This is a genomic window from ANME-2 cluster archaeon (assembly GCA_014237145.1).
Lineage (GTDB): Archaea > Halobacteriota > Methanosarcinia > Methanosarcinales > Methanocomedenaceae > Methanocomedens_A.
Genome location: JAAXOC010000038.1, coordinates 1 through 19552 on the forward strand (window position 1 = coordinate 1; position 19552 = coordinate 19552).

General features: G+C 44.4%; 16 protein-coding genes and 1 pseudogene. 7 read left to right on the forward strand and 10 right to left on the reverse strand.

Annotation, left to right across the window (positions count from 1 at the left end; genetic code table 11):
* Together HF974_05015 and HF974_05020 are read right to left on the reverse strand one after the other, a co-directional pair.
* A partial coding sequence (locus HF974_05015) for a hypothetical protein (GenBank protein ID MBC2697702.1) occupies nt 1-251 on the reverse strand: 251 nt, incomplete at its 3' end.
* A gap of 144 nt (nt 252-395) precedes the next feature.
* Nucleotides 396-1589: a bifunctional 5,6,7,8-tetrahydromethanopterin hydro-lyase/3-hexulose-6-phosphate synthase gene (locus HF974_05020; GenBank protein MBC2697703.1), complete on the reverse strand. Its 1194-nt coding sequence runs from the start codon at nt 1587-1589 to the stop codon at nt 396-398.
* 123 nt (nt 1590-1712) lie between these two features.
* Between HF974_05020 and HF974_05025 the strand changes: the two genes are divergently transcribed.
* The 4 genes from HF974_05025 (at nt 1713) to HF974_05040 (ending at nt 6636) form a co-directional block, all read left to right on the forward strand.
* Nucleotides 1713-2912 (forward strand): MFS transporter, encoded by a 1200-nt coding sequence (locus HF974_05025; protein MBC2697704.1) that lies wholly within the window; start codon nt 1713-1715, stop codon nt 2910-2912.
* A 181-nt stretch (nt 2913-3093) separates the two neighbouring features.
* Nucleotides 3094-3759 carry an ArsR family transcriptional regulator gene (locus tag HF974_05030; protein MBC2697705.1) on the forward strand — a complete coding sequence of 222 codons (666 nt, stop codon included), beginning with the start codon at nt 3094-3096 and terminating at the stop codon, nt 3757-3759.
* Nucleotides 3760-3827: 68 nt separating this feature from the next.
* Nucleotides 3828-6086, forward strand: coding sequence for a CDC48 family AAA ATPase (locus tag HF974_05035; protein ID MBC2697706.1), 2259 nt, complete (start codon nt 3828-3830; stop codon nt 6084-6086).
* 28 nt (nt 6087-6114) lie between these two features.
* Nucleotides 6115-6636, forward strand: a complete 522-nt coding sequence (locus HF974_05040; GenBank protein ID MBC2697707.1) for an Hsp20/alpha crystallin family protein — start codon at nt 6115-6117, stop codon at nt 6634-6636.
* Between the two features lie 155 nt (nt 6637-6791).
* On the opposite strand, the gene HF974_05045 is transcribed toward HF974_05040, so the two are convergent.
* Nucleotides 6792-7040 (reverse strand): transposase, encoded by a 249-nt coding sequence (locus tag HF974_05045; GenBank protein MBC2697708.1) that lies wholly within the window; start codon nt 7038-7040, stop codon nt 6792-6794.
* An 865-nt stretch (nt 7041-7905) separates the two neighbouring features.
* Between HF974_05045 and HF974_05050 the strand changes: the two genes are divergently transcribed.
* Nucleotides 7906-8169, forward strand: a complete 264-nt coding sequence (locus HF974_05050; protein MBC2697709.1) for a hypothetical protein — start codon at nt 7906-7908, stop codon at nt 8167-8169.
* Nucleotides 8170-8414: 245 nt separating this feature from the next.
* On the opposite strand, the gene HF974_05055 is transcribed toward HF974_05050, so the two are convergent.
* The 3 genes and pseudogenes from HF974_05055 to HF974_05065 all read right to left on the reverse strand — a co-directional run bounded on the left by HF974_05055 (nt 8415) and on the right by HF974_05065 (nt 12407).
* Nucleotides 8415-9155, reverse strand: a complete 741-nt coding sequence (locus HF974_05055) for a hypothetical protein (protein MBC2697710.1) — start codon at nt 9153-9155, stop codon at nt 8415-8417.
* A 396-nt stretch (nt 9156-9551) separates the two neighbouring features.
* The gene (locus HF974_05060) at nt 9552-12023 is read right to left on the reverse strand and encodes a DEAD/DEAH box helicase (protein ID MBC2697711.1); all 2472 of its coding nucleotides are present in this window, start codon (nt 12021-12023) and stop codon (nt 9552-9554) included.
* Between the two features lie 197 nt (nt 12024-12220).
* Nucleotides 12221-12407 (reverse strand): annotated as a pseudogene (locus HF974_05065) (IS5/IS1182 family transposase).
* A gap of 232 nt (nt 12408-12639) precedes the next feature.
* On the opposite strand from HF974_05065, the gene HF974_05070 reads away from it, so the two are divergent.
* Together HF974_05070 and HF974_05075 are read left to right on the forward strand one after the other, a co-directional pair.
* Entirely contained in the window at nt 12640-13386 is a 747-nt protein-coding gene (locus HF974_05070; protein MBC2697712.1) for a glycosyltransferase, read from the forward strand.
* A gap of 9 nt (nt 13387-13395) precedes the next feature.
* Complete coding sequence (locus HF974_05075) at nt 13396-13674, forward strand: hypothetical protein (protein MBC2697713.1); 279 nt, start codon at nt 13396-13398, stop codon at nt 13672-13674.
* Between the two features lie 8 nt (nt 13675-13682).
* On the opposite strand, the gene HF974_05080 is transcribed toward HF974_05075, so the two are convergent.
* From HF974_05080 to HF974_05095, 4 genes are all read right to left on the reverse strand, one after another.
* Nucleotides 13683-15167 (reverse strand): NAD(P)/FAD-dependent oxidoreductase, encoded by a 1485-nt coding sequence (locus tag HF974_05080; GenBank protein MBC2697714.1) that lies wholly within the window; start codon nt 15165-15167, stop codon nt 13683-13685.
* Nucleotides 15168-15279: 112 nt separating this feature from the next.
* Entirely contained in the window at nt 15280-16065 is a 786-nt protein-coding gene (locus tag HF974_05085; protein ID MBC2697715.1) for a TrmB family transcriptional regulator, read from the reverse strand.
* Nucleotides 16066-16089: 24 nt separating this feature from the next.
* Nucleotides 16090-17169, reverse strand: coding sequence for a hypothetical protein (locus HF974_05090; protein ID MBC2697716.1), 1080 nt, complete (start codon nt 17167-17169; stop codon nt 16090-16092).
* Between the two features lie 47 nt (nt 17170-17216).
* Entirely contained in the window at nt 17217-19544 is a 2328-nt protein-coding gene (locus HF974_05095) for an RND family transporter (GenBank protein ID MBC2697717.1), read from the reverse strand.
* Nucleotides 19545-19552 lie beyond the last annotated feature (8 nt).

The window sequence follows — 19552 nt, forward strand, 5'->3', positions numbered from 1 at the left end:
AGTCCGTCGCCATCCGTGTCTGTTTTGTTAGTTGAGACTTCTATGAGTTTGGTCACGTCCAGCTCCATACCCGGTAGATCCTGGACCTGAAGCTGGGACAGCATTTCCAGAGCTGATACGGTTTCCACTGACAGGTAGGACGTTTTTTGGTCTGTGTTTTGATCAAAACTGCTTGACGCCACTGCTGTTTGGAACTGAGCAGCTATGAGGATTATTATGACTGCAATTATCCAAATCCGACCACCCTGCATGGAATGATTCCTCCCCCTCCTATATAATTATAATGGTTGTATTAGTACATATATATATTCCCATAATGTCCTTTTTAAAAAACTCAGTATGTTATATGAAAAAGAATACATGCAGCCGATTCTTCCGGCTGCTAAAATTTGATTTTAGAAATCAGTCATGACCCTGTACTGGTCGATCTCAGCTTTTTGCATGTCTTCCAGGAATACCTCGGTAGCCAACCTGACATCCTTGGCCTTGGTAATGGACCTGCCGACCACAATAATATCGGCTCCGGCATCACAGGCATCGCTTACTTTCGCAGAACCCGCTTCCAGCTTACCTATACCGCCAGCTACAGCCACCAGCAACTTGGGATGAACCTTCTTCATATCAGGAATGCTGCCCCATGCGTATGCGCTGTCCTCTGCATCAATAGCCCTGTGCAGTTCAATAATATCCGGCTTCACGCTCAGGTCCTTGAGCACCTTTACCGGGTCAGGCACATTGAGCATGTCAATACATGCATAGATGCCAGTCTTCTTTGCTTCCTTGATGGCCTTCTCAATAGTAGAGAGCGGCGCCAGTCCTGATATTACAATAGCATCGGCAGTAGCATCAGCCACCATCCTGGCCTCCAGGTTGCCGGTATCCAGGGTCTTCAGGTCAGCCACAATAAACGCATTGGGCCGCGCCTCGCGTATATTTGACACCACATCCAGGCCGTAGCGCTTGATAAGGGGTGTACCGGCCTCGATTATCAGGTGGTCGCTCTGTGGCAACTGATTCAAGACCTTCTTCACGAAATCCATATCCGGGATGTCGATAGCTACCTGCAGGTACGGCGGATCCCATAACCTTGTCACATTGAATCCCATTATGGGGTGCATGGTCCGATCCTTCTCATCCATCACAGTATCAACATCAGGGAAGCCTTCCATGGCCCTCTGCACTGCCAGTTTGGTAGCTCCATAGTTGTACCTGTATATCTTATTGTAATCCTCGGCCTGTGGGTGGATGAATACGCTGGCCACAATTACAATGTCCTCAGCCTGTTCCTTTGGTATGATACCCTCATCCATGGCATCGGCTACTGCCCGTGCAACCGCACTTTGGGCCGGTCCGAATATCTTGGCCGCACCATCCATATTTTGTACCGTCACCTTTGGTACGATAAGCGTTGCCGGTTTGGTAAGTAGGTTTGGTCGTATCACAGAAAGCAGGGGCGTGTGCCCTGCTGACAACTGGGTGAACCCAGTAGCAAAAGCCTGCCCGGCAGGCCCGTTTTTATCTCCAATGATAATATCAACATGTGCAAGTTCTGGTTCCTCGCCAATAAGTGCTTCTCCGATTAAAAACAATATTATTACACCTCTGGGCGATATTAATGACAAAAAAGTATTTAAGGATACCGTGAAACCTGCCCGACAATCCACATTTTATTTCAGGAAAACTTAATTAGCCACATCAACTTTCTATCCACCATGTCCCATACAGCACTGGACTGCTCCAGACTCCCCCGTAACAGGATCATGTTTATCCTAACCATGGGCTTGTTAATTGTTTTCATGTCGATCCTGTCCCTTATCCCAATGCTTCCTGCAGTATCCTGTGAACTGGATGTAAGTAAACCCATGATGGGTATGATTATGGGCTCGTTCATGGTGTTCATGGCAATCCCCCAGATACCGATCGGCGTACTTTCTGACAGGTACGGTCGCCGTCCCTTTATCATCATCGGTATACTAGTATTCAGCTTCGGGCTACTAATTTTCGGAACTGCCAGTTCAGGATTACAATTATTGGTGGCCCGCTCCCTGTCGGGTCTGGGGGTGGCTATGTTCTTCCCGGCTGCATATGCCATTGTAGGAGATATATATCCAATCAGGGAAAGGGGAAAGGGGTTTGGTATAGTTGGTCTGGCAGTTGGTCTTGGAACTGTATCCGGCTACATATTAGGTGGTGTAGTGGGCGGATTATTCGGATGGAGGACCGTATTCCTGTCTATGTTCTGGGTGTCACTGGTAATTGCAGGGGTCAGCCTGTGGCTGACCGAGACCAGCTCCTGTAGCAGGGATCTGGGTTTCGGAGCCAGAAAAATGATGGTGTCCACCCTACTCATGTTTAAGGACAGGAACATTTTAATGGCAGGCATTGTGAGCATGCTGTGTGGTGTATCAGTTATTGGGGCATCCTACGTACTCCCTTTCTTTGCCAGCGGCACTGTTTCTCCCGTCCAGATGGGTTTTATTTTCATCCCTTACGCCATAACCAGCAGCCTGGGCGCATCCGTTACCGGTACACTGAGTGACAGCATTGGCCGGAAACCTCCCCTCATTGCTATGATCATCCTGGGAGGTGGCGCATTGCTGCTAATGTCACATGTGACCCTAAGCCCATTGATGATAGCCATAAATTTTGCTTTTGTGGGATTGTGCCTGGGTCCGGTGGTTACACTGACTATAGCTATTATGGCAGACCAGGTAGTGAAAAAGGACACCCGCCTTCTTGGCACATCACTGGGTGCATTTAACATGATCAGATGGCTGGGGGCAGCCGCCGGTCCTATGATTGCGGGCCTGGTCATGGAACTCGAAGGTGCCAGGACAAGTTTTTTGGTACTGGCAGCACTTGCGGGCCTGGCAACTGTTATTGCTTTTTTCCTGAAGGAAACCGTGGAATAGAACAATACCGGGTTGTGACGTGCGAAATTAAACATTTTTTCTAGACTTTTTAAACAGTTAAGTTTATATACGTTTAACACTAACAAAAGGTTAGTAACCAAGTGTTAATAACTATAAGTTAGTAACCTGATGTTACTAACTATATGTAAATAATCACTCAAATATCAGGATGAAAAGGTCTATGGAGTCAACACAACTGCTGGATTTGCTTGGGAACGAGAACAGGAGGAATATAATCCAACTACTCGCCTCCAGGCCCTACTATGTAAGCGAGATCGCCGAGCGCCTTGGTGTAGGTCCCAAGGCAATACTGGGGCATCTGGAGCAGCTTGAGCAGACCGGACTGATCCGTGCAAAAACCAATAAACAGCGGCGCAAATACTACCACATAACAGAGAACCTGAAACTGGAAGTATTTGTGTCGCCGTACTCCTATACTATGGAAACATGCACGGTCCTGCAGCAGCCACAATCGGAAAAGCCGAAAAGTCCCCACCGGGGTCCCACGGATGATTCAAAATCCATTGAGACTTTGAAAAAACTGAACACGGAATTGTTCGAACTGGAATCCCGGAGGCGGCAGCTTGCAGACCAGCAGCACAAGATCGAAGGGGAAATGACTGATGTTATGGCAGAGTGTGTCAAATGGATCCATGAAGTGGTAGAGAACTACCCTGAAGAGGAGATATTGATGACAGTCCTGAAAAAACCGCAGGATATGCGCTCCCTTTCCATGAGCATGGGGCTGCCCGAATATTTCATGGAAGAACCTATCCGGTCACTGATGGACAGAGGAATAATAAACGAACGGCAAATAAACAACAGGCAGTTATTAACCCTTATCTAAAGCAACAAGTAATTAATACTAGTCATTAATAGATATAATCTATAAGAATAAGTAAAGGAGGCAAAAAAATGGCCAAGGAACTGACACTCAGGGTTGCGGAATCCCACCACCGTGATGTGGGACGCGACATCGCACGTATCGAGCGGGAAAAGATGGAATTGCTCGGACTGGTAAGCGGCGATTATATAGAGATTGTTGGTAAGGATACCACATATGCCATCGTATGGCCTGCTTATCCTGAAGATCGAGGAAATGACCTGATCAGGATCGATGGTAATATTCGTAATAATGCCGGGACAAGTCTGGATGACAAAGTAAAGATCAAGAAAGCAGAGGCTAAAGAAGCAAAGAGGGTTACACTTGCACCTACCCAGGCCATAAGGCTGGTAGGCGGTGCCCAGTATATTCACAGGCTACTTGAAGGCAGGCCTATAAATAAGGGACAGCAGATCAGGGTAGAAACTGTCAGCAACCCCCTGAACTTCGTGGTATTATCTACCAGCCCTAACGGCCCTGTATTTGTGGGAAAGAGCACAGCCATCAACCTCAAGGATGAGATTGTGGATGAAAGCAAGCTTAAAGGGTCGCCAAAGACAACTTATGAAGATATCGGGGGTTTAAGGCGCGAGATCGAACTTGTCAGGGAGATGATCGAACTCCCACTGCGCCATCCCGAACTTTTCCAGAAATTGGGAATTGACCCGCCTAAAGGCGTACTGCTACATGGTCCGCCTGGAACAGGCAAGACCCTGATAGCTAAGGCAGTGGCTAATGAGACAGATGCTAATTTCGTATCCATCAGCGGTCCCGAGATCATGTCCAAATACTACGGTGAAAGTGAGAAACATCTCAGGGATATGTTTGATGAGGCAGAAAAGAACGCACCTACAATCATATTCATTGATGAGATAGACAGTATCGCACCAAAACGTGGTGAGGTCACAGGTGAGGTCGAACGCCGGGTAGTGGCACAGTTGCTCAGCCTGATGGATGGGTTGAAGAGCAGGGGCGAGGTAATTGTAATTGCGGCTACAAACCGGCCAAATGCCATTGATGAGGCTCTGCGACGTGGTGGACGGTTCGACAGGGAGATCGAGATAGGTATCCCTGACATGAACGGCAGACTGGAGATATTACAGGTACACACCAGGGGCATGCCCCTATCCCCTGAACTTAATGATGAAGGTAACGATGCAGGCAAACTGAAAAGGATTGCGGAACGTACACATGGGTTTGTGGGTGCCGACATGTCATCACTTTGTAAAGAAGCGGCCATGCACGCACTGCGAAGGTTCCTTCCTGAGATCAATATGGATGAGGAGATCCCTGCCGAAGTCATAGAAAAATTGGAAGTTACTAACAAGGATTTCGATGAGGCGTTTAAGAATATCGAACCCTCTGCATTGAGGGAAGTGTTCTTTGAGATACCCCAGGTGCGGTGGACCGACATCGGTGGACTGGATGCCATCAAACAGGAATTGATAGAGGCAGTGGAATGGCCGCTTAAGTACCCTGAAGCTTTCGAGGCCATCAACACAAAACCACCCAAGGGTATACTTCTCTTCGGGCCTCCGGGTACAGGCAAGACCATGCTTGCCAAGGCAGTAGCAAACGAGAGCGAGGCTAACTTCATCAGCATCAAGGGACCTGAGATGTTGAGTAAGTACGTTGGTGAGAGTGAGAAAGCCGTACGTGAGACTTTCAGGAAGGCTAAACAGGCCAGTCCGGCGATTATATTCTTTGACGAAGTGGACAGCATTGCACCCATCAGGGGAACAAGTTCCGACAGCCATGTCACTGAACGGGTCATCAGCCAGATACTGACTGAAATGGACGGCATGGAAGAACTTAAGGATGTACTGGTAATAGCAGCTACCAACAGGCCTGACATGGTGGATTCGGCATTGCTCAGACCTGGAAGACTGGACCGGTTGATCTATGTAACGCCGCCTAGTGCTGATGCCAGGAAGGCTATCTTTGAGATACACCTGGATGGCAAACCGCTGGATGACAAAGTGGACCTGACCGAGCTGGCCAGGATGACAGACGGATATGTGGGTTCTGATATCGAGGCCATTTGCCGGGAAGCATCCATTATGGCACTCCGGGAGAAGATCACGCCCGGTATGGACAGGGAAGATGCTAAAAAGATCAAGAATTCCATTGTCATCACAATGGACCATTTCGATAGTGCCATGACACGGGTTAAGCCCACTACGTCCAGTGGTAAACTCCAGGATTATGAAAAGCTTGCCATTGAATTCGCCAGGTATGCTATTGTGGGTTCAAAGGATGAAACTGAGGAAAAATACAAGATATATGCATGAAAATAAATTAACACGGTGATTGATAATGTTGAATAGACGACGAAAGGATTTATTTGAGGATATTTTCGAAGATATTGATGACATAATCAGAGGTATGTTCGAATCCAGGATCGATACTGAAGAGATGGGTGAACCCCTTGTATGGGGCTATTCCATGACCCAGCGCGGGAACGAACCGCCTGAGATCAGGGAGTTCGGTAATGTAAGCCTGAGGGATGAAATGTTCTCCGGGCTTGGGTTGGAGCATCATGGTGGTGTTGCACATTTGGAACCAGGTATGCGCAAGCCTCTTGTTGATATCATAGAAGCTGAGGATAGCTTGCATGTGGTTGTGGAAATGCCTGGTATTACCAAGGAGGATGTCAGCCTTGAGATTTCCGGGACTGTGCTGAACATTAAGGCAAAGAATGGGGACCGGAAGTATTCCGAACGTGTGGAACTGCCTGCCAGGGTGCTGGCTGATTCGGCAAAGGCCACTTATAAGAATGGAGTGCTGGAAGTGGTGTTCAAGTACGACAGGTCTGATAATAAATCTATTAAGGTCGATTAGGCATCGCTATTGGATTTATGCCGGTTGAGTGTGTTTTTACCGGCGTTGTTTTCTTTTTTGTTCTCTTTGGTATTTTGTTTGATTATCTTTTTTTCTTGTGTTTCAAAGCACTCCGTCGCACTACTCCTAAGTGAATTCGAAGGCATTTGTGGAATTTACAGTGAGTTCGCTTTTAAGAGTTGAATAACGCTATTAGTTCCCTCTAATATACCATTATTAATTCTTGAATTGAAATAATTCAATATTCCATTCCAATGAGATTTAATGGTCTTTGCAACCTCAATCATCGGTTTTAATCTGCTATACGTAGCCCAAAAATACCATTTTTTAAGATAATCTTCAGCAAGAAGGCGTTCATTGATACTCCAGAATTCAAGTGTCAGATTGTAAAGGGCATAGGTCATATGGCACAATTCTAAAATCAAATTATTTCAATAATTTCAATAGACGCAGATTTACGCAGATTTACGCAGATGCAACCTTAAATCGGCGTTAATCTGTGTAAATCTGCGTCTTAAAAATAACTGAAAAATGGAACAGTGTCAGATCATATATCTAGCGATATTGTATGGTTGACTCGCAAGTTCCCCATACTAAAGAGCGAAGAGCCAAAAAGTTGCCGACTCGCTATCATATGTCATTGCAACGGAAACCTCAGTGGCTACTCCTGAAATAGTGCGATTATTCAACCTGCAGGAAGGCAAAACATACGATTGGAAAAATATTAATGGCTTCCCTGCCCTACGTGAGCGGAGATAAAATTATTTTTTCAAAGCTTCGGCGATTCTTTCGGGCAGATTGCCGAGTTTTTCATTCATACTATGTAATACCTACGTATTTTCAAGACCGTTACAATTTGTGTTGGTTAATCTAATTAAACCACAGATGAACACAGATGAACACAGATTTTCAGGTAGCGTATCCGCGTTTATCCACGTTCATCTGCGGTTAGTTTGATAATACCAACATTTAATGTAACGGTCTCGTATTTTCTTATAGTAATGCGATTTGCTCGGTTAATGTTGAACTTTGGTCTTTTAGTATAATAGTATGTTCGGCTAATGTTGGACTTTGGTCTTTTAGTATGCTTCGGGCTTTTCTTCATGGCATGCCTGATTTGGCAGGCACCGGATTATTGTCGTGCCGCCGATACATATAAATTATAGATTGCCGTTTGTAGATATATTTCAATCAGCTGATGTATTGAAGCTGATAGTAATCTATTCAGCCCGGGCGTAAACATACCAAGTAATTCGTGAAGGTAATCAAATGAGTATAGAATACGGCGTTAAGACAAAAACAAGACCAAATCTTGTAAAGGACCTGATACCTGGAGATATTCTCCAAGTAGGGTCTGAGGAAAATGGAGACGTTTTCAAAGTAGTCAAGATTAATAATAAAGAATATCTATTCCAACAGAAAAACACCGAGGCTGCTTACGCTTACAGCCGGGGTGTAATGAACCAGAAGATCATGGACTTCGATGTACTTTATGATGCATATTATATCGTCACACATGAAGACCTTGAATAATAGGCCTAAGGTTCTTTATCTTTTTTTTTCATAAATATTACTGTTCAGGCTGTCCCAAAACCCTAATAAATCCACAAATTTTCACATTTGCATATAATAGTTCACATGAGTTTTGTTTTTTAGTTTTCAAATGCATTTCCCCTTAAATAATCTAAATAACTATACCCCGCAGCAGAGCTGCGGTTGGGTGTGCCATTGCAACGTTTGACCTTATTCCTGCTTTAGCGTTAGATGTCATTGCGTATCTATTTTACTACTGGTGAAGCTTCTTGGTCAAAGGGGTTCCTTCTCATGGCCAGGGAGAACAGGTAAGGGTAATTGCCTTGCAAGTATTTCATATAATCCAGCCAAGAGTGGACCAGCAGGGTATATGCCCGTTTTATGTCGCCACCCAGGTGTTCATAATCGGAATCTGGCAGTTGGGTTACATCTTCCCTGCTGGCCAGCTCCTCTGTGAGGTGGAACACTGCCCTGAGTAGTTCTGTGAAGGATTCATGTTCAAGCAGGACAGGATTTTCCAGCAGCCTTACCATGAAATCCCTCCTCCCGATTAAGAAATCGTGCAGTTTAACCAGATCTATTTGTGCCATATCAACATTAAATTCATAATTCCTCAGATGTTTATCGCCACTGGAAAAATCCTGGTCAGACCAATCACCTGTCACTATGAGCCCTTCTTTGATTCCGTCCAGGCCCGGGTCGTGGTCTGAAAAGAGGGTGAGCAGTCTGGTCCCAACCTCGCTGAAGAAAGTTCCTATGACCATGTTCAGTTTTTCCATTCTGGCATGTTTTTCTTTCCTATCGAGCAGTTGGTGTATTATCAGGGTGACCAGCAGGACTTCGATGGGAACGAATGCGATGTCCCCTATCAGGTAGATTAAGATGTGATGGGCGTCATGGAAGACCAGATAATGTACGAAGTACCAGAGTGCTGATAACAGGACCAATGCCGTGCCGAAGAAGATTTGCCATTTTATGGATTTCATGGATTTTATTTAACACTCAATCAACTTAGATGTTTTGACTTCCGTTACCGCCTTAATGGCGCACATGCTCTCATGCGTTGTAGTGGCAGGCTGTCCCAAAACCCCCATAAGTCCAGCAATTCCCGCTCTCTCATCTTATTTTCATCCAGGCTGTCAAAAATTATACCGCCGCACGTCATTGATTTGCTTTATGACATGGCAAGTAGAAGCATGTAATATCATAAAATGTTTACGGAATAGCAAAGAAACAAGTTTTCGCTTGTATGCGTTTATAGCCATAGCGGGAATTTCTGCCAGAACTTCAAGATATCGTGAAAAGTTGTTTTGGAGACAGCCGGTGTTGGATCCTTACCCTGTGCCCTTGTACCGTCATTGTAATAACAATCCTGCAATACTTTATCCTTTGTACACGCTTCCAACCACTTCCCTGATACGCTGTGCTGTTTTCGGGCCGATGGATTCCACTTCCATCAGTTCATCCGGACCAGCCCTCATTACACTTTCCACACTCCCGAAATGCTGCAACAGCTTGCGGGCGGCGACGGGGCCAATATTGGATATGGAAGATATAATATATTTCTGCTGCTCACTCAACGTCATTGCCGTTTTCCTGCCATGGAGACTGGGCGTGCGTTTTTCATCCACCTGCTCACGTTTTGCTATCACCTGGATCAGGGCCGCCGTATCCTGGGCATCTCTGGTGCTTATTATCGGAATACCGAAATCAGTTGCAATGGATGCCAGCACTCCTCTTATGGCGTTGGGATGTATCTGCCTGGCCGTATACAGATTGGCACCTTCGATAATAAGTACGGGCCTGTCATAGGTCCTGGCCAGGTCAGAGAGCTGCCCGAAAATGTTCCTGTCCTTATCAATAATAGAATCCAGAAAGTCCACATCGGTCTTACGCTCGATAGCCACCCTGTCACTTACGATATAATCCCCCACTTCCAGTGTGGTCAGTATGACATCATTGCCTGCACTCTCAAGAGCCCGGGCCACACCAGAGCGTATCTCGCGCTGGTCTACATATATCTGCAGTTTTTCACCTGAATAATCGAGCAGTTGTTTTTGTCCTGCTTTTTCTGCAGGCTGTTCCGGCACCCCCTGTACCCCCGGCATCTCCGACTGTTCTGGTACCCCAGTCATCCCCGGCTTCTCCGGAGTACCCGGTACCCCCGTTATCCCCAACTGCTCTGATGTCCCCATCACCCCTGTATCCAGCGTCCCCAACGTCCCTGAAGTCCTCAGCATTCCAGTACCCGGAATACCTGGTATTTCACCAAACGTCCGGGCATTTCTGGTATCGCTCAACTGACGCATCTTGCTGTTCATGGTCTTCTCTTTACGGCGGCTGCTCCAGTAATATGCCTCGTCCTTTGTACCCTTGGCTACCAGCACCACCACCTTCCCGGCATGACTGCGTCCCGTCCTGCCCTTACGCTGGATACTGCGAATCTCTGAGGGTACGGGTTCGTAGAACAGTACCAGATCAGTGGCAGGGATATCAAGCCCTTCCTCTGCTACTGAGGTGGCCACCAGGGCATTATATTCTCCCGACCTGAACTTATCCAGTATCTCTACCTGCTGTTTCTGGGTCAGGCCCGTATCCTTGTACTTGCTCGCCTGCCCCACGAACCTAACCGGGCGCACGTTGTCAGCACCCTCCAGGTTCCGGGTCACCAGTTCTGACATATCCCTATAATTTGTGAAAATTATCACCCTGGAATCGGGATTGTTACGCAGCTGCCCGGACACAATATCCTTAACGATCTCAAGCTTTGGATGCGTGACATCCATTTCCTTGAGTGCATACATGGCCTGGCGCATATACACATCCTCCACCAGCCTGCGGGAAGCTTTACTGCCGGATTTTGAGCCTGCCTCATGCTCCAGCCGTTCGAAATATTTAGCAAGGGCCTCAGGTCCCTGGGTCTCAGTTATCTCGATGGCATGGCTTACTTTTAGTATCTCTGCCACCAGGGATATGGCCTTGAACACCTGCTGGTCCGGCCCACTTCTCAATCTGGACTGAAGCCTGGATTGGAGGTCCAGAAGTTCCCGTTTATTCAGATATTTCCTGTTCGGGTCAATAAAATCCAGTTTAGTCAGTTGTTCAATCCTGTTATCTAAAACCCGCTGCATAGAATCCTTCAACCCCTTAATTTCCACTGGAACAGTAATATGCCGCCATTCAAGGTCACGATAGTGGACATAGGGCTTTACATCAGGGTCGTCATCGGTTCTTACCTGTACTTTTGATGTGGATAGGTTGCGGCAGACCTCCTCTATCTTCTCGCTGCTGGCACCCGGACTGGCTGTTATGCCCAATACCAGCGGGTCTTTTGCCTGAAACTGGTATTTTTCGGCTATATAGACATAAGCATAGTTACCAACTGACCTGTGGGCTTCGTCAAAGGTAATATGGACCACATCAGACAGGTCTATCCTGTGCGATAACAGGTCGTTCTCTATTACCTGGGGTGTGGAAACCACTATGCGGGCATCCTTCCAAAGCGCTATGCGTTTTGCGGATGGTATACTACCTGTGAACACCACGATCTCATCAGGCGGCAGGGTCATGAACTTTTTCAAAAATGAGGCATGCTGCTCAACCAGGGGTTTGGTGGGAGATAGAATTATGACTTTACCGCTCATTGCCTGGAGCCGGTTGGCTATGACGATCAGGGCCACTATGGTCTTACCAAGGCCCGTAGGCAGCACCACAAGTGTGGACTGTTTAAGTGCGGCTGCGGCCAGGTTGAGCTGGTACAGCCTCTGCTCGATAGCATCCGGTTTAATAAGCGGATGGGTGATAAAATCAGTGGTCTGCTTATCAGTGTCCTGTTGGAGTAGGTGTGTTTCCATCTGGGATATTGTAGTCATTACCACAATAAAACGCTATTTATTTAATGAGCTCCAGCTTTGTATACTGCTAAGGACTATAGAGGCTGTCCCCCATTCCAATTCAGGTAAATGTACAAATTAACACAATAATACAAAAAAACTTGAAATTCCTAAAATCCTCTCATCTCAAAAGCCAATTCCACAACCAAACCCACAATCTAACACAAAATATCTTTATTTCCCCCCATTTTACCCCATACAACTGTCAGATTATGCGCAATGCATGTTAAATTGAACAAAACGGACTTTCACATTTTTCAATTTCCGTGTTAAAAACTCCCTAAATCCCAGATTCTGCTTAATATTTCCAAATGGCCATTCCACAGTTTCCTTTCGTTTTTTATATTAAGTTCATTATATGAAATTTATGGGAGATTGTCGGAAAAGTACCTAAAAAGGGCTTAAATTGAAACTTTCAAAATTATTATTCCAACTAAATCATTATGCTGTGCCATGTCGAGTTTAGACCGTAAAGCTGGAATATTGAAAAACAAGGCTTTTCCGACAGTCTCTATGGATTTAAGCGACACTTTCTAAACCAAAACCTTTATGGATAATCGGTAAATGGTTCTTAATGATGCAAACTGAAATATCTATCATAATACCTACACTCAACGAAGAAAAATATATTGATACTACACTTAAAGCACTGGTAAAGCAGAATACTAATGTCCCGTATGAAATAATTGTTTCAGACGGCGGCAGTGATGATGGCACCATTGGAGTTGCAAAACTCTACACTGATAAGGTGATTCACTGCAAAGATGTTGGTATAGGATATGGCAGACACTTTGGTGCATTAAACGCATCTGATAGCAGCAAGTACTTCGTGTTTGTTGACTCAGATACAATACTGCCTAGCTATTTTCTTGCCTGGATGTATGATCGGTTCATGAACAATCCTGGTGTTGTTGCCTTTTCAACACATTTCGATTTCTCTGAACAGTCGCAGCAGTTGAAGCTCGCACAACAGGTTTCGAACCATTATTTTGAAATGCGGGACAAACTGTTCACGGCAACACTTCCAGGATTCATCACGTGTGTGCGCAAAGCTTCTTACTTTAAATGTGGAGGCTACCGTAATGTTTTACTTGAAGATGTGGATTTTAGCAGGCGGATCTGCAAGGAAGGTAAATTGAGATATTTCAACGATATCACAGTTATAAATTCATCCAGGCGGCTTGAAAATATGGGACTTATTGGAACTATATACTACTATGCTCAACTTGATATTGGAAGAAAAATCGATTCTACAATTGTCGATAAAATTACAAATAAACTCGGTATTGCAGACCTTCGTGAATATATCGGCATACGTGAGTGACCAGACTTAATGAAAATTGTCCCCTCAAAACCCACCCGAGATATTAGATTCCAAGTTAGACAGATGATAGTATTTTTTGAAGATAATGAAGCATCTTTTGCCCATAACTATCCAATTTTGTCAGGAAAAACCATTCAACAGTTTAAATTTCATCATAAAAATTATATGAAAACCACTGTTTTTAATCAAAATCAGCACCTTACCGAACTCGTAAAAGCCATGGTGGACATAGCTAATAAATCCGAACATGCAGCAGACTGCTTGATGACTATGATACTTAAAAGATAAAACCTGCCTTAGTGCAGGTTCCCGTCTTCGTTCAACGCACCCAGCATCTCTATGATCGAATACGCAGCGCGGGTTATGCCCATACTCCGGCTATCCGTATCCGTGCCAGCCAGATACAAGTTTTTGATCGGAGTCCTTATATCTGCGATTTTTCCATTAATGGTGACAGCCGCTTTTTCAGGAATTGTGATCTGTTCATGCTGCATTTCAACATGTCTTTCTATGGATGGCAGGGCACGGTAAACAGTATCATACGCATTCTTTATAACTGAATCTTCAGATCTGTCATCATCCATCACAAATCCGAACCCTACGAGCTGTTTTCCCTTTGGTGCAAGAGATGGGTCAAAATTACTTATCGGCATTGCCCAGTATGGGGTGTCCTTGAACCATACCTCTGAACCCATATAGTTGAACTCGTCCATCTTCCTGTCAAGACCTAACCAGATAGTCAGGCTCTTGGTCTGGACAATTCCGCCAAGATAGTTAATATAAGATATTGGCAGATCTTCAACAATATCAGGCAGGTTCTTTGCAAAACCTGTGTAGACCACGAGATCGGCATAGTAAGTCTGGTCCGTTTCTACACCTATGACTTTCCCCTCATTTGTGAGGATGCGTTTTACCTCACACTGAGTCTGAATCTCAACCGTTTCCGGAAGAGAGTAGAGAACAGCATTTAACATTGATCTGAGCCCTTTACGCGGATACCCTTGAGCTTGGGCAGTATCACTATTGGCTACAAACCTACTGATCGATGCAAGCGAGATTGGAACAGTGCTTTTGATCTGAAGTGATGATTCCAGTATCCCTGACAATGTTAACCCCAATGATGTATGAAAATTGGAGTGTAATATGGACTGAAGAATAGATTCAGTATGTTGCAGCATTTCTTTTGGCCCCACAATACTTTCAAACTGCTCCTGTGTGACACTGTCGCGTATGAAACTGCTGCCGGTCAGCATCCTGTGAACAGATGTCTCCTTCATAGATTTCCCTGACAGGAAATATGATATTGCGTTGACAAAATCATATGTATCCTTTGACAGGGTACGCGGCAGTGAGTCATACACCGATTGTTTAGAGAGGTCTGTACCAAAAGTTGATAGCGTAAGAACTTTTGTGGCTGCCTGTGACAGCACAAGCCTGTCTTTTTTTGGAAGAATGTCGTATGTGATAAATTCCTTCAAATTCGATGGGACCTTCTGGAAACTGTCTTCTGTTCTGATAAAATAATTGCCATAATCCTCAAACACTGGCACGTAATTGAAATAGTTATCCATCAGCCTCTTTAATGGTCCAACTGCAAGATGCGTGATGGCATGGGGACCGGTATCGACCTGATAATCATCCACTATGTAACTATTGCAATTTCCACCTACATGCCCCGTTTTTTCGAGCACCAACACTCTGTTACCATGTTTTGACAGTGTAAGCGCAGCCAGAAGTCCGCTAATCCCCGCACCTACAACTATAACGTCAAACTTATTCATTTTTTTATTCCACTTTAATGAGATGTGTATTGCTCAAATATTTCGGGCACAATGCAACCTATAACTCTATTCTGTTAGTTTCTCTATTGTCTCTCTGTGTATCAATCACAACTTATTCTGGAATTGTGCATGCTCTCCATTCGGCATCAACAAAATGCTTAAAAATAGAGATGACCTCATTCCCGTTTGACCAGATCGCAGTTAGATCTTCGTTTCCAATCTCTTCTTTAATGATAGCGATTAAAACTTCAGTATCGTCTACCACTAATATTCCACCCTTCACGGGAGCCATTGTTATTTTATCGGAATATGTCCGAATTTCTGCCCCTGGGAGAACTTCTGCAATTGCATCGGCATCATGTTGTGTACTGCCCGTGATTTTTACCTTGACACCTTGTTCCAGTCTTTTTTGTAGCGCCAGTTTTAGTTTTTCAAGAACCGGATAGGCTTCCATTATTTTGTGAAATGAAGGATATGAAGCTGCAAAAATAATCTCAAAAGTTGCGCTTTCAATCATTTTTATCATCCGGTCATTAACGTTTTTCACACCGTTGATGGTCCAGACAATTTCTTCTTTTAAATCTACTTCATGGGTTTTGTAGATGTTTTCTAACATCTCAAAGGCTTTCTGGCTTTCAGCGTAATAATCTTCTTTAAGTTTTTCAAATGCTCTGTCAGGTGATACGGCCCTGAATTTCATTGGTTTGGTGTGCTGGACCTCAATGATCCCCTTCTCATTGAGCTTTGTCAGTACACCATATACTGCAGACCTGGGTATTCCAGACAGGACGTGAATGTCTGTTGCAGTCCCGCTGCCGGCTTTCGTTATTGCAGCGAACGCTTTTGCTTCATAATCTGTCATACCCAATTTCCGAAGAGTTTCAATTAGATCATTCATTTAAACCACTAATCGTCCTATATGTCATTCAATAGTTATTTTTTTTCGTTTAATATACAAGTATATTGGTGTCCCGATAATCCCAAGAACCATCAATATTAAAACAGTTGGACTCTCTTTAACCTTATCCATAAAAGGGACAGCTGGTTTTACATTAACTGTAGCCTTCAAAGCTTTCGAATACTGGATATCTCCATGTTCATCATCATATTTGATTTCGTTCTTTATTGCATAACTTTTTGATGTTGCTGTTTCATCCACGTTAATCTTGTATAATGCTGTCCTTGACTCACCCGTTGCCATATCTCCAAGGTATGCCTGATCGTCAGTTGTACTGAACGGATCCACTGTGCTGATTCTTGCAATTGCGTCATAAGCTGTAACATCTCCTACATTCTTATATGTTACTTTCAACATCCCGCTTTCACCTGCTGTCAGATATGATGTAGTTTCTGTTACTTCAAAGAATGGTTGCTCTTCGATTTCGATATTAATTATTGCAGTCTCGTTTCCTTCCACATTCCAGAAATAGGTCTCACCATAGGGAGCTGAGACTGCAGAATCTTTCTGGTAAGTATATGTAATGTCAAGTCGAAGTTCATAGATACCTGCCCTGGCATTATCATATATCCGGATCGGGAAGGTAAGTGGATCTTCTGTGGACTTCCCTTCCTGAAGCGAGTCTATCAGTACAGTATTTATTTTTATTTCCAGAGGTGTACCAGCATTCACCAATGACAGTTTTCCTGTCATGGATTTTGCGGTTGTGACCTGGCGGTCTAAATTCAGTTCCTTTGCCGCAAGACCCATTACAAGGTCTGGACCGTAATCAGCAATATCATCATCCAGTTCGTCATTATCTGCTTCAAAGCCATAGGTCTCGCCGTCATTGAGCAGTGTAATAAAAAGGGTACCTTCGTCTCCCCGTTTGAATGTGTTGTCACCTGATATGACAGCAGTTATATGCGGCTGGCCGTACACGTTGTAATAGTCATCACTGATCTCACCGACATTGTATTCATCCAGTACCGCTGATGCACTAAATATAGTATTGCACAACAGCAGAGCAGTTATTATTGCGAGTAGTACTTTTCTTGATCTCATTTATTCATCTTCCTTTTTATTAATAATTATATTTATTTTTTAAAATTCTAAATTATTGGGTTTTTTTTCTGGATCTTCCTTTTTGACCTCCAGATGTCAAGGTGCACCATAACAGGAGGCAGGACTATGAGAGTGCTCAGTAGTGAAAATCCAACAGCGATGACGGTAACAACACCGAAATCGCTTAGGATTGGAAAGGGCGTTGCAATAAGGGCTGAAAATCCGAATATCACCGTAGAACCAGAGGCAATTATTGCTGGTCCAATCTTTGCTGAAGCGGTTTCCATAGCTTCCATGGGGATAAGCCCGTTTTCACGCTCTTCGAAATACCTTTCCATCATGAGTATAGTAAACTCTGCCCCGATCCCGAGAACCAGTGCCCCAAGGGTGGCTGTTAGAGGATTATATTCCATTCCCAAAAGATACATAACACCACCTGACCATCCTGTCACCATGAGGATCGGCAGGATTGGTACAAATGCCTTCAGCCAGTCCCTGTAAATAACAAGTAGTCCAAAAAAGATCAACGTAAGTCCCAGATATCCCATAGCTATCCTACCTGAGGTTAGTGCATCCAGGACAGAGGTCATAGTAACCTGCCGACCGGTAACGGTGGTTGATACACCTATTGGTGGAGGATACCATTCAATATCGCTCTTAACATTCTCAATCAGTGCTGCAATCTGTTCGGTCTTGAGATTTTGGTCAATCTTCAAGTTCAAGATTCCTAAATCACCGCCCAGCACATATCGGTCTTTAATCGTACCGGGCAAACCGTCCACAATGCTGTTCACAACAGCAGGATCGGACGGAACAGCACCATATGCTACCTTAATAGGAGTTGCAAGGCTGTCCGAACTTATTATGTCTTTTTGTTTTTCAACTTCACTCCGGCCAAAACTATCCATCCAATGTATGACGGAAGGGTCTGTAACATCATCTGCTCTAATAATGATGTTCAGTTGATCCATGCCCCCTATTAGATTGTTCAATTTGTCAAAATCATTCAAAGGCTTAAGGTCCTGCGGTATGAAGTTTTTAATATTGGTCTGGATACCTACATGCTCATCTGCGTACAGTCCCCCTATTGTTAACAGACTCGCAATTCCAATAACAATCAACGGGTTTTTCGCCATTGTGACGGTAAAATGTCCAAGGAATCGGCCGAAGCCTTCGGTGCTATCATTTTTTGTTATGTTTTCAGCTTTAATGGTGCTTTTACTGTTACCACCATTGCAGCGGGCTTTTTTTAATGCTTTTTTCTCTGCTCTACTGTCCAATAGGTATAGCACAGGCAACAGTATAAACATAGACACGAAGTAGCTGAGAATCACACCGATTAAGCTCATCTTTCCGAAATCCCGGATCATTGGGACCGGGGAGGTAAACAGGGCTACAAAACCGAGACTGGTTGCAACTATCGCTGTGCCTACAGCAGGTCCCATATGTTTTATGCTCTCGATAATGGCCTCGGATGCGGTTTCTCCCCGTGCCAGTTCTTCCTCCGCTCTATTATGAAACTGGATGGCATAGTCCACACCAAGACCGATGAGGATGGGAAATACTGCCATTGATACCATTGTCATGGGTACATTTGTAAAGCCCATAGCTCCGAAGGTATATATGATTCCTATCAGGACTATGGGTAAAGGAAGGAGTTTCCAGCGTACATGTTTGAATGCTATTAGCAGTGCAACTGCCATTAGAAGTCCTGAAATGGCAAGCATCAAACCCATACTTTTATTCATCTCTTCCTGAATTGCTATCATAAAAGCAGGTTCACCAGTAACGATTGTGGATGTGCCTGGCGGGAAATTCGCCCATGTAACTGCAGTTTTGGTCTCTGACAGCACCCATTCCGTATTCTCAGTCGTAACATCCTCTCTCATTTCAATCATGACAATTGCGTGGCGGTCATCAGGCATTAACAGGGCAAGATATTCCTCAGGAGTGCGGGAAATAATATGTTGGATGGTATGTTTATCTTCGGGTATATCGGAATGACCGTACTGCTGGGATGCAAAATCTTTTATGATTGTGGCGATGCTGAATGTACCTTTGACATCTTTTTTGCCTTCCATCGATGTTCCCAGTCTGTCCATAGCTTTCAGTACTTCAGGGTCAGAAATGTCATCTGATTCCACAAGAACGATTATTGCCTCTGCACCGAAATTTTGTTTAAAAAGGTTATTATAATCTTGATACAGTTTCGAGGATTTTTCGGTAAAAGTATCTTCACCGGTTTCAGTACTGATTTTTCCGGCACCGTAGAATGAGACAAATATTAAAAGAAATGCTACCAGAAGGATTAACAAAGTGCGTTTTTCTATGAATATTCCGATTTTTTCGTAGATGTCTTTTATGGACAAATTCATGCGATGCT

Bases quoted from the DNA above. Each gene is read 5' to 3' on its own strand.
- HF974_05055 (MBC2697710.1), bottom strand. From the start codon at position 9,155: ATGAAATCCATAAAATGGCAAATCTTCTTCGGCACGGCATTGGTCCTG.
- HF974_05030 (MBC2697705.1), top strand. From the start codon at position 3,094: ATGGAGTCAACACAACTGCTGGATTTGCTTGGGAACGAGAACAGGAGG.
- HF974_05035 (MBC2697706.1), top strand. From the start codon at position 3,828: ATGGCCAAGGAACTGACACTCAGGGTTGCGGAATCCCACCACCGTGAT.
- HF974_05025 (MBC2697704.1), top strand. From the start codon at position 1,713: ATGTCCCATACAGCACTGGACTGCTCCAGACTCCCCCGTAACAGGATC.
- HF974_05095 (MBC2697717.1), bottom strand. From the start codon at position 19,544: ATGAATTTGTCCATAAAAGACATCTACGAAAAAATCGGAATATTCATA.
- HF974_05060 (MBC2697711.1), bottom strand. From the start codon at position 12,023: ATGGAAACACACCTACTCCAACAGGACACTGATAAGCAGACCACTGAT.
- HF974_05075 (MBC2697713.1), top strand. From the start codon at position 13,396: ATGAAAATTGTCCCCTCAAAACCCACCCGAGATATTAGATTCCAAGTT.
- HF974_05085 (MBC2697715.1), bottom strand. From the start codon at position 16,065: ATGAATGATCTAATTGAAACTCTTCGGAAATTGGGTATGACAGATTAT.
- HF974_05090 (MBC2697716.1), bottom strand. From the start codon at position 17,169: ATGAGATCAAGAAAAGTACTACTCGCAATAATAACTGCTCTGCTGTTG.
- HF974_05050 (MBC2697709.1), top strand. From the start codon at position 7,906: ATGAGTATAGAATACGGCGTTAAGACAAAAACAAGACCAAATCTTGTA.
- HF974_05080 (MBC2697714.1), bottom strand. From the start codon at position 15,167: ATGAATAAGTTTGACGTTATAGTTGTAGGTGCGGGGATTAGCGGACTT.
- HF974_05045 (MBC2697708.1), bottom strand. From the start codon at position 7,040: ATGACCTATGCCCTTTACAATCTGACACTTGAATTCTGGAGTATCAAT.
- HF974_05070 (MBC2697712.1), top strand. From the start codon at position 12,640: ATGCAAACTGAAATATCTATCATAATACCTACACTCAACGAAGAAAAA.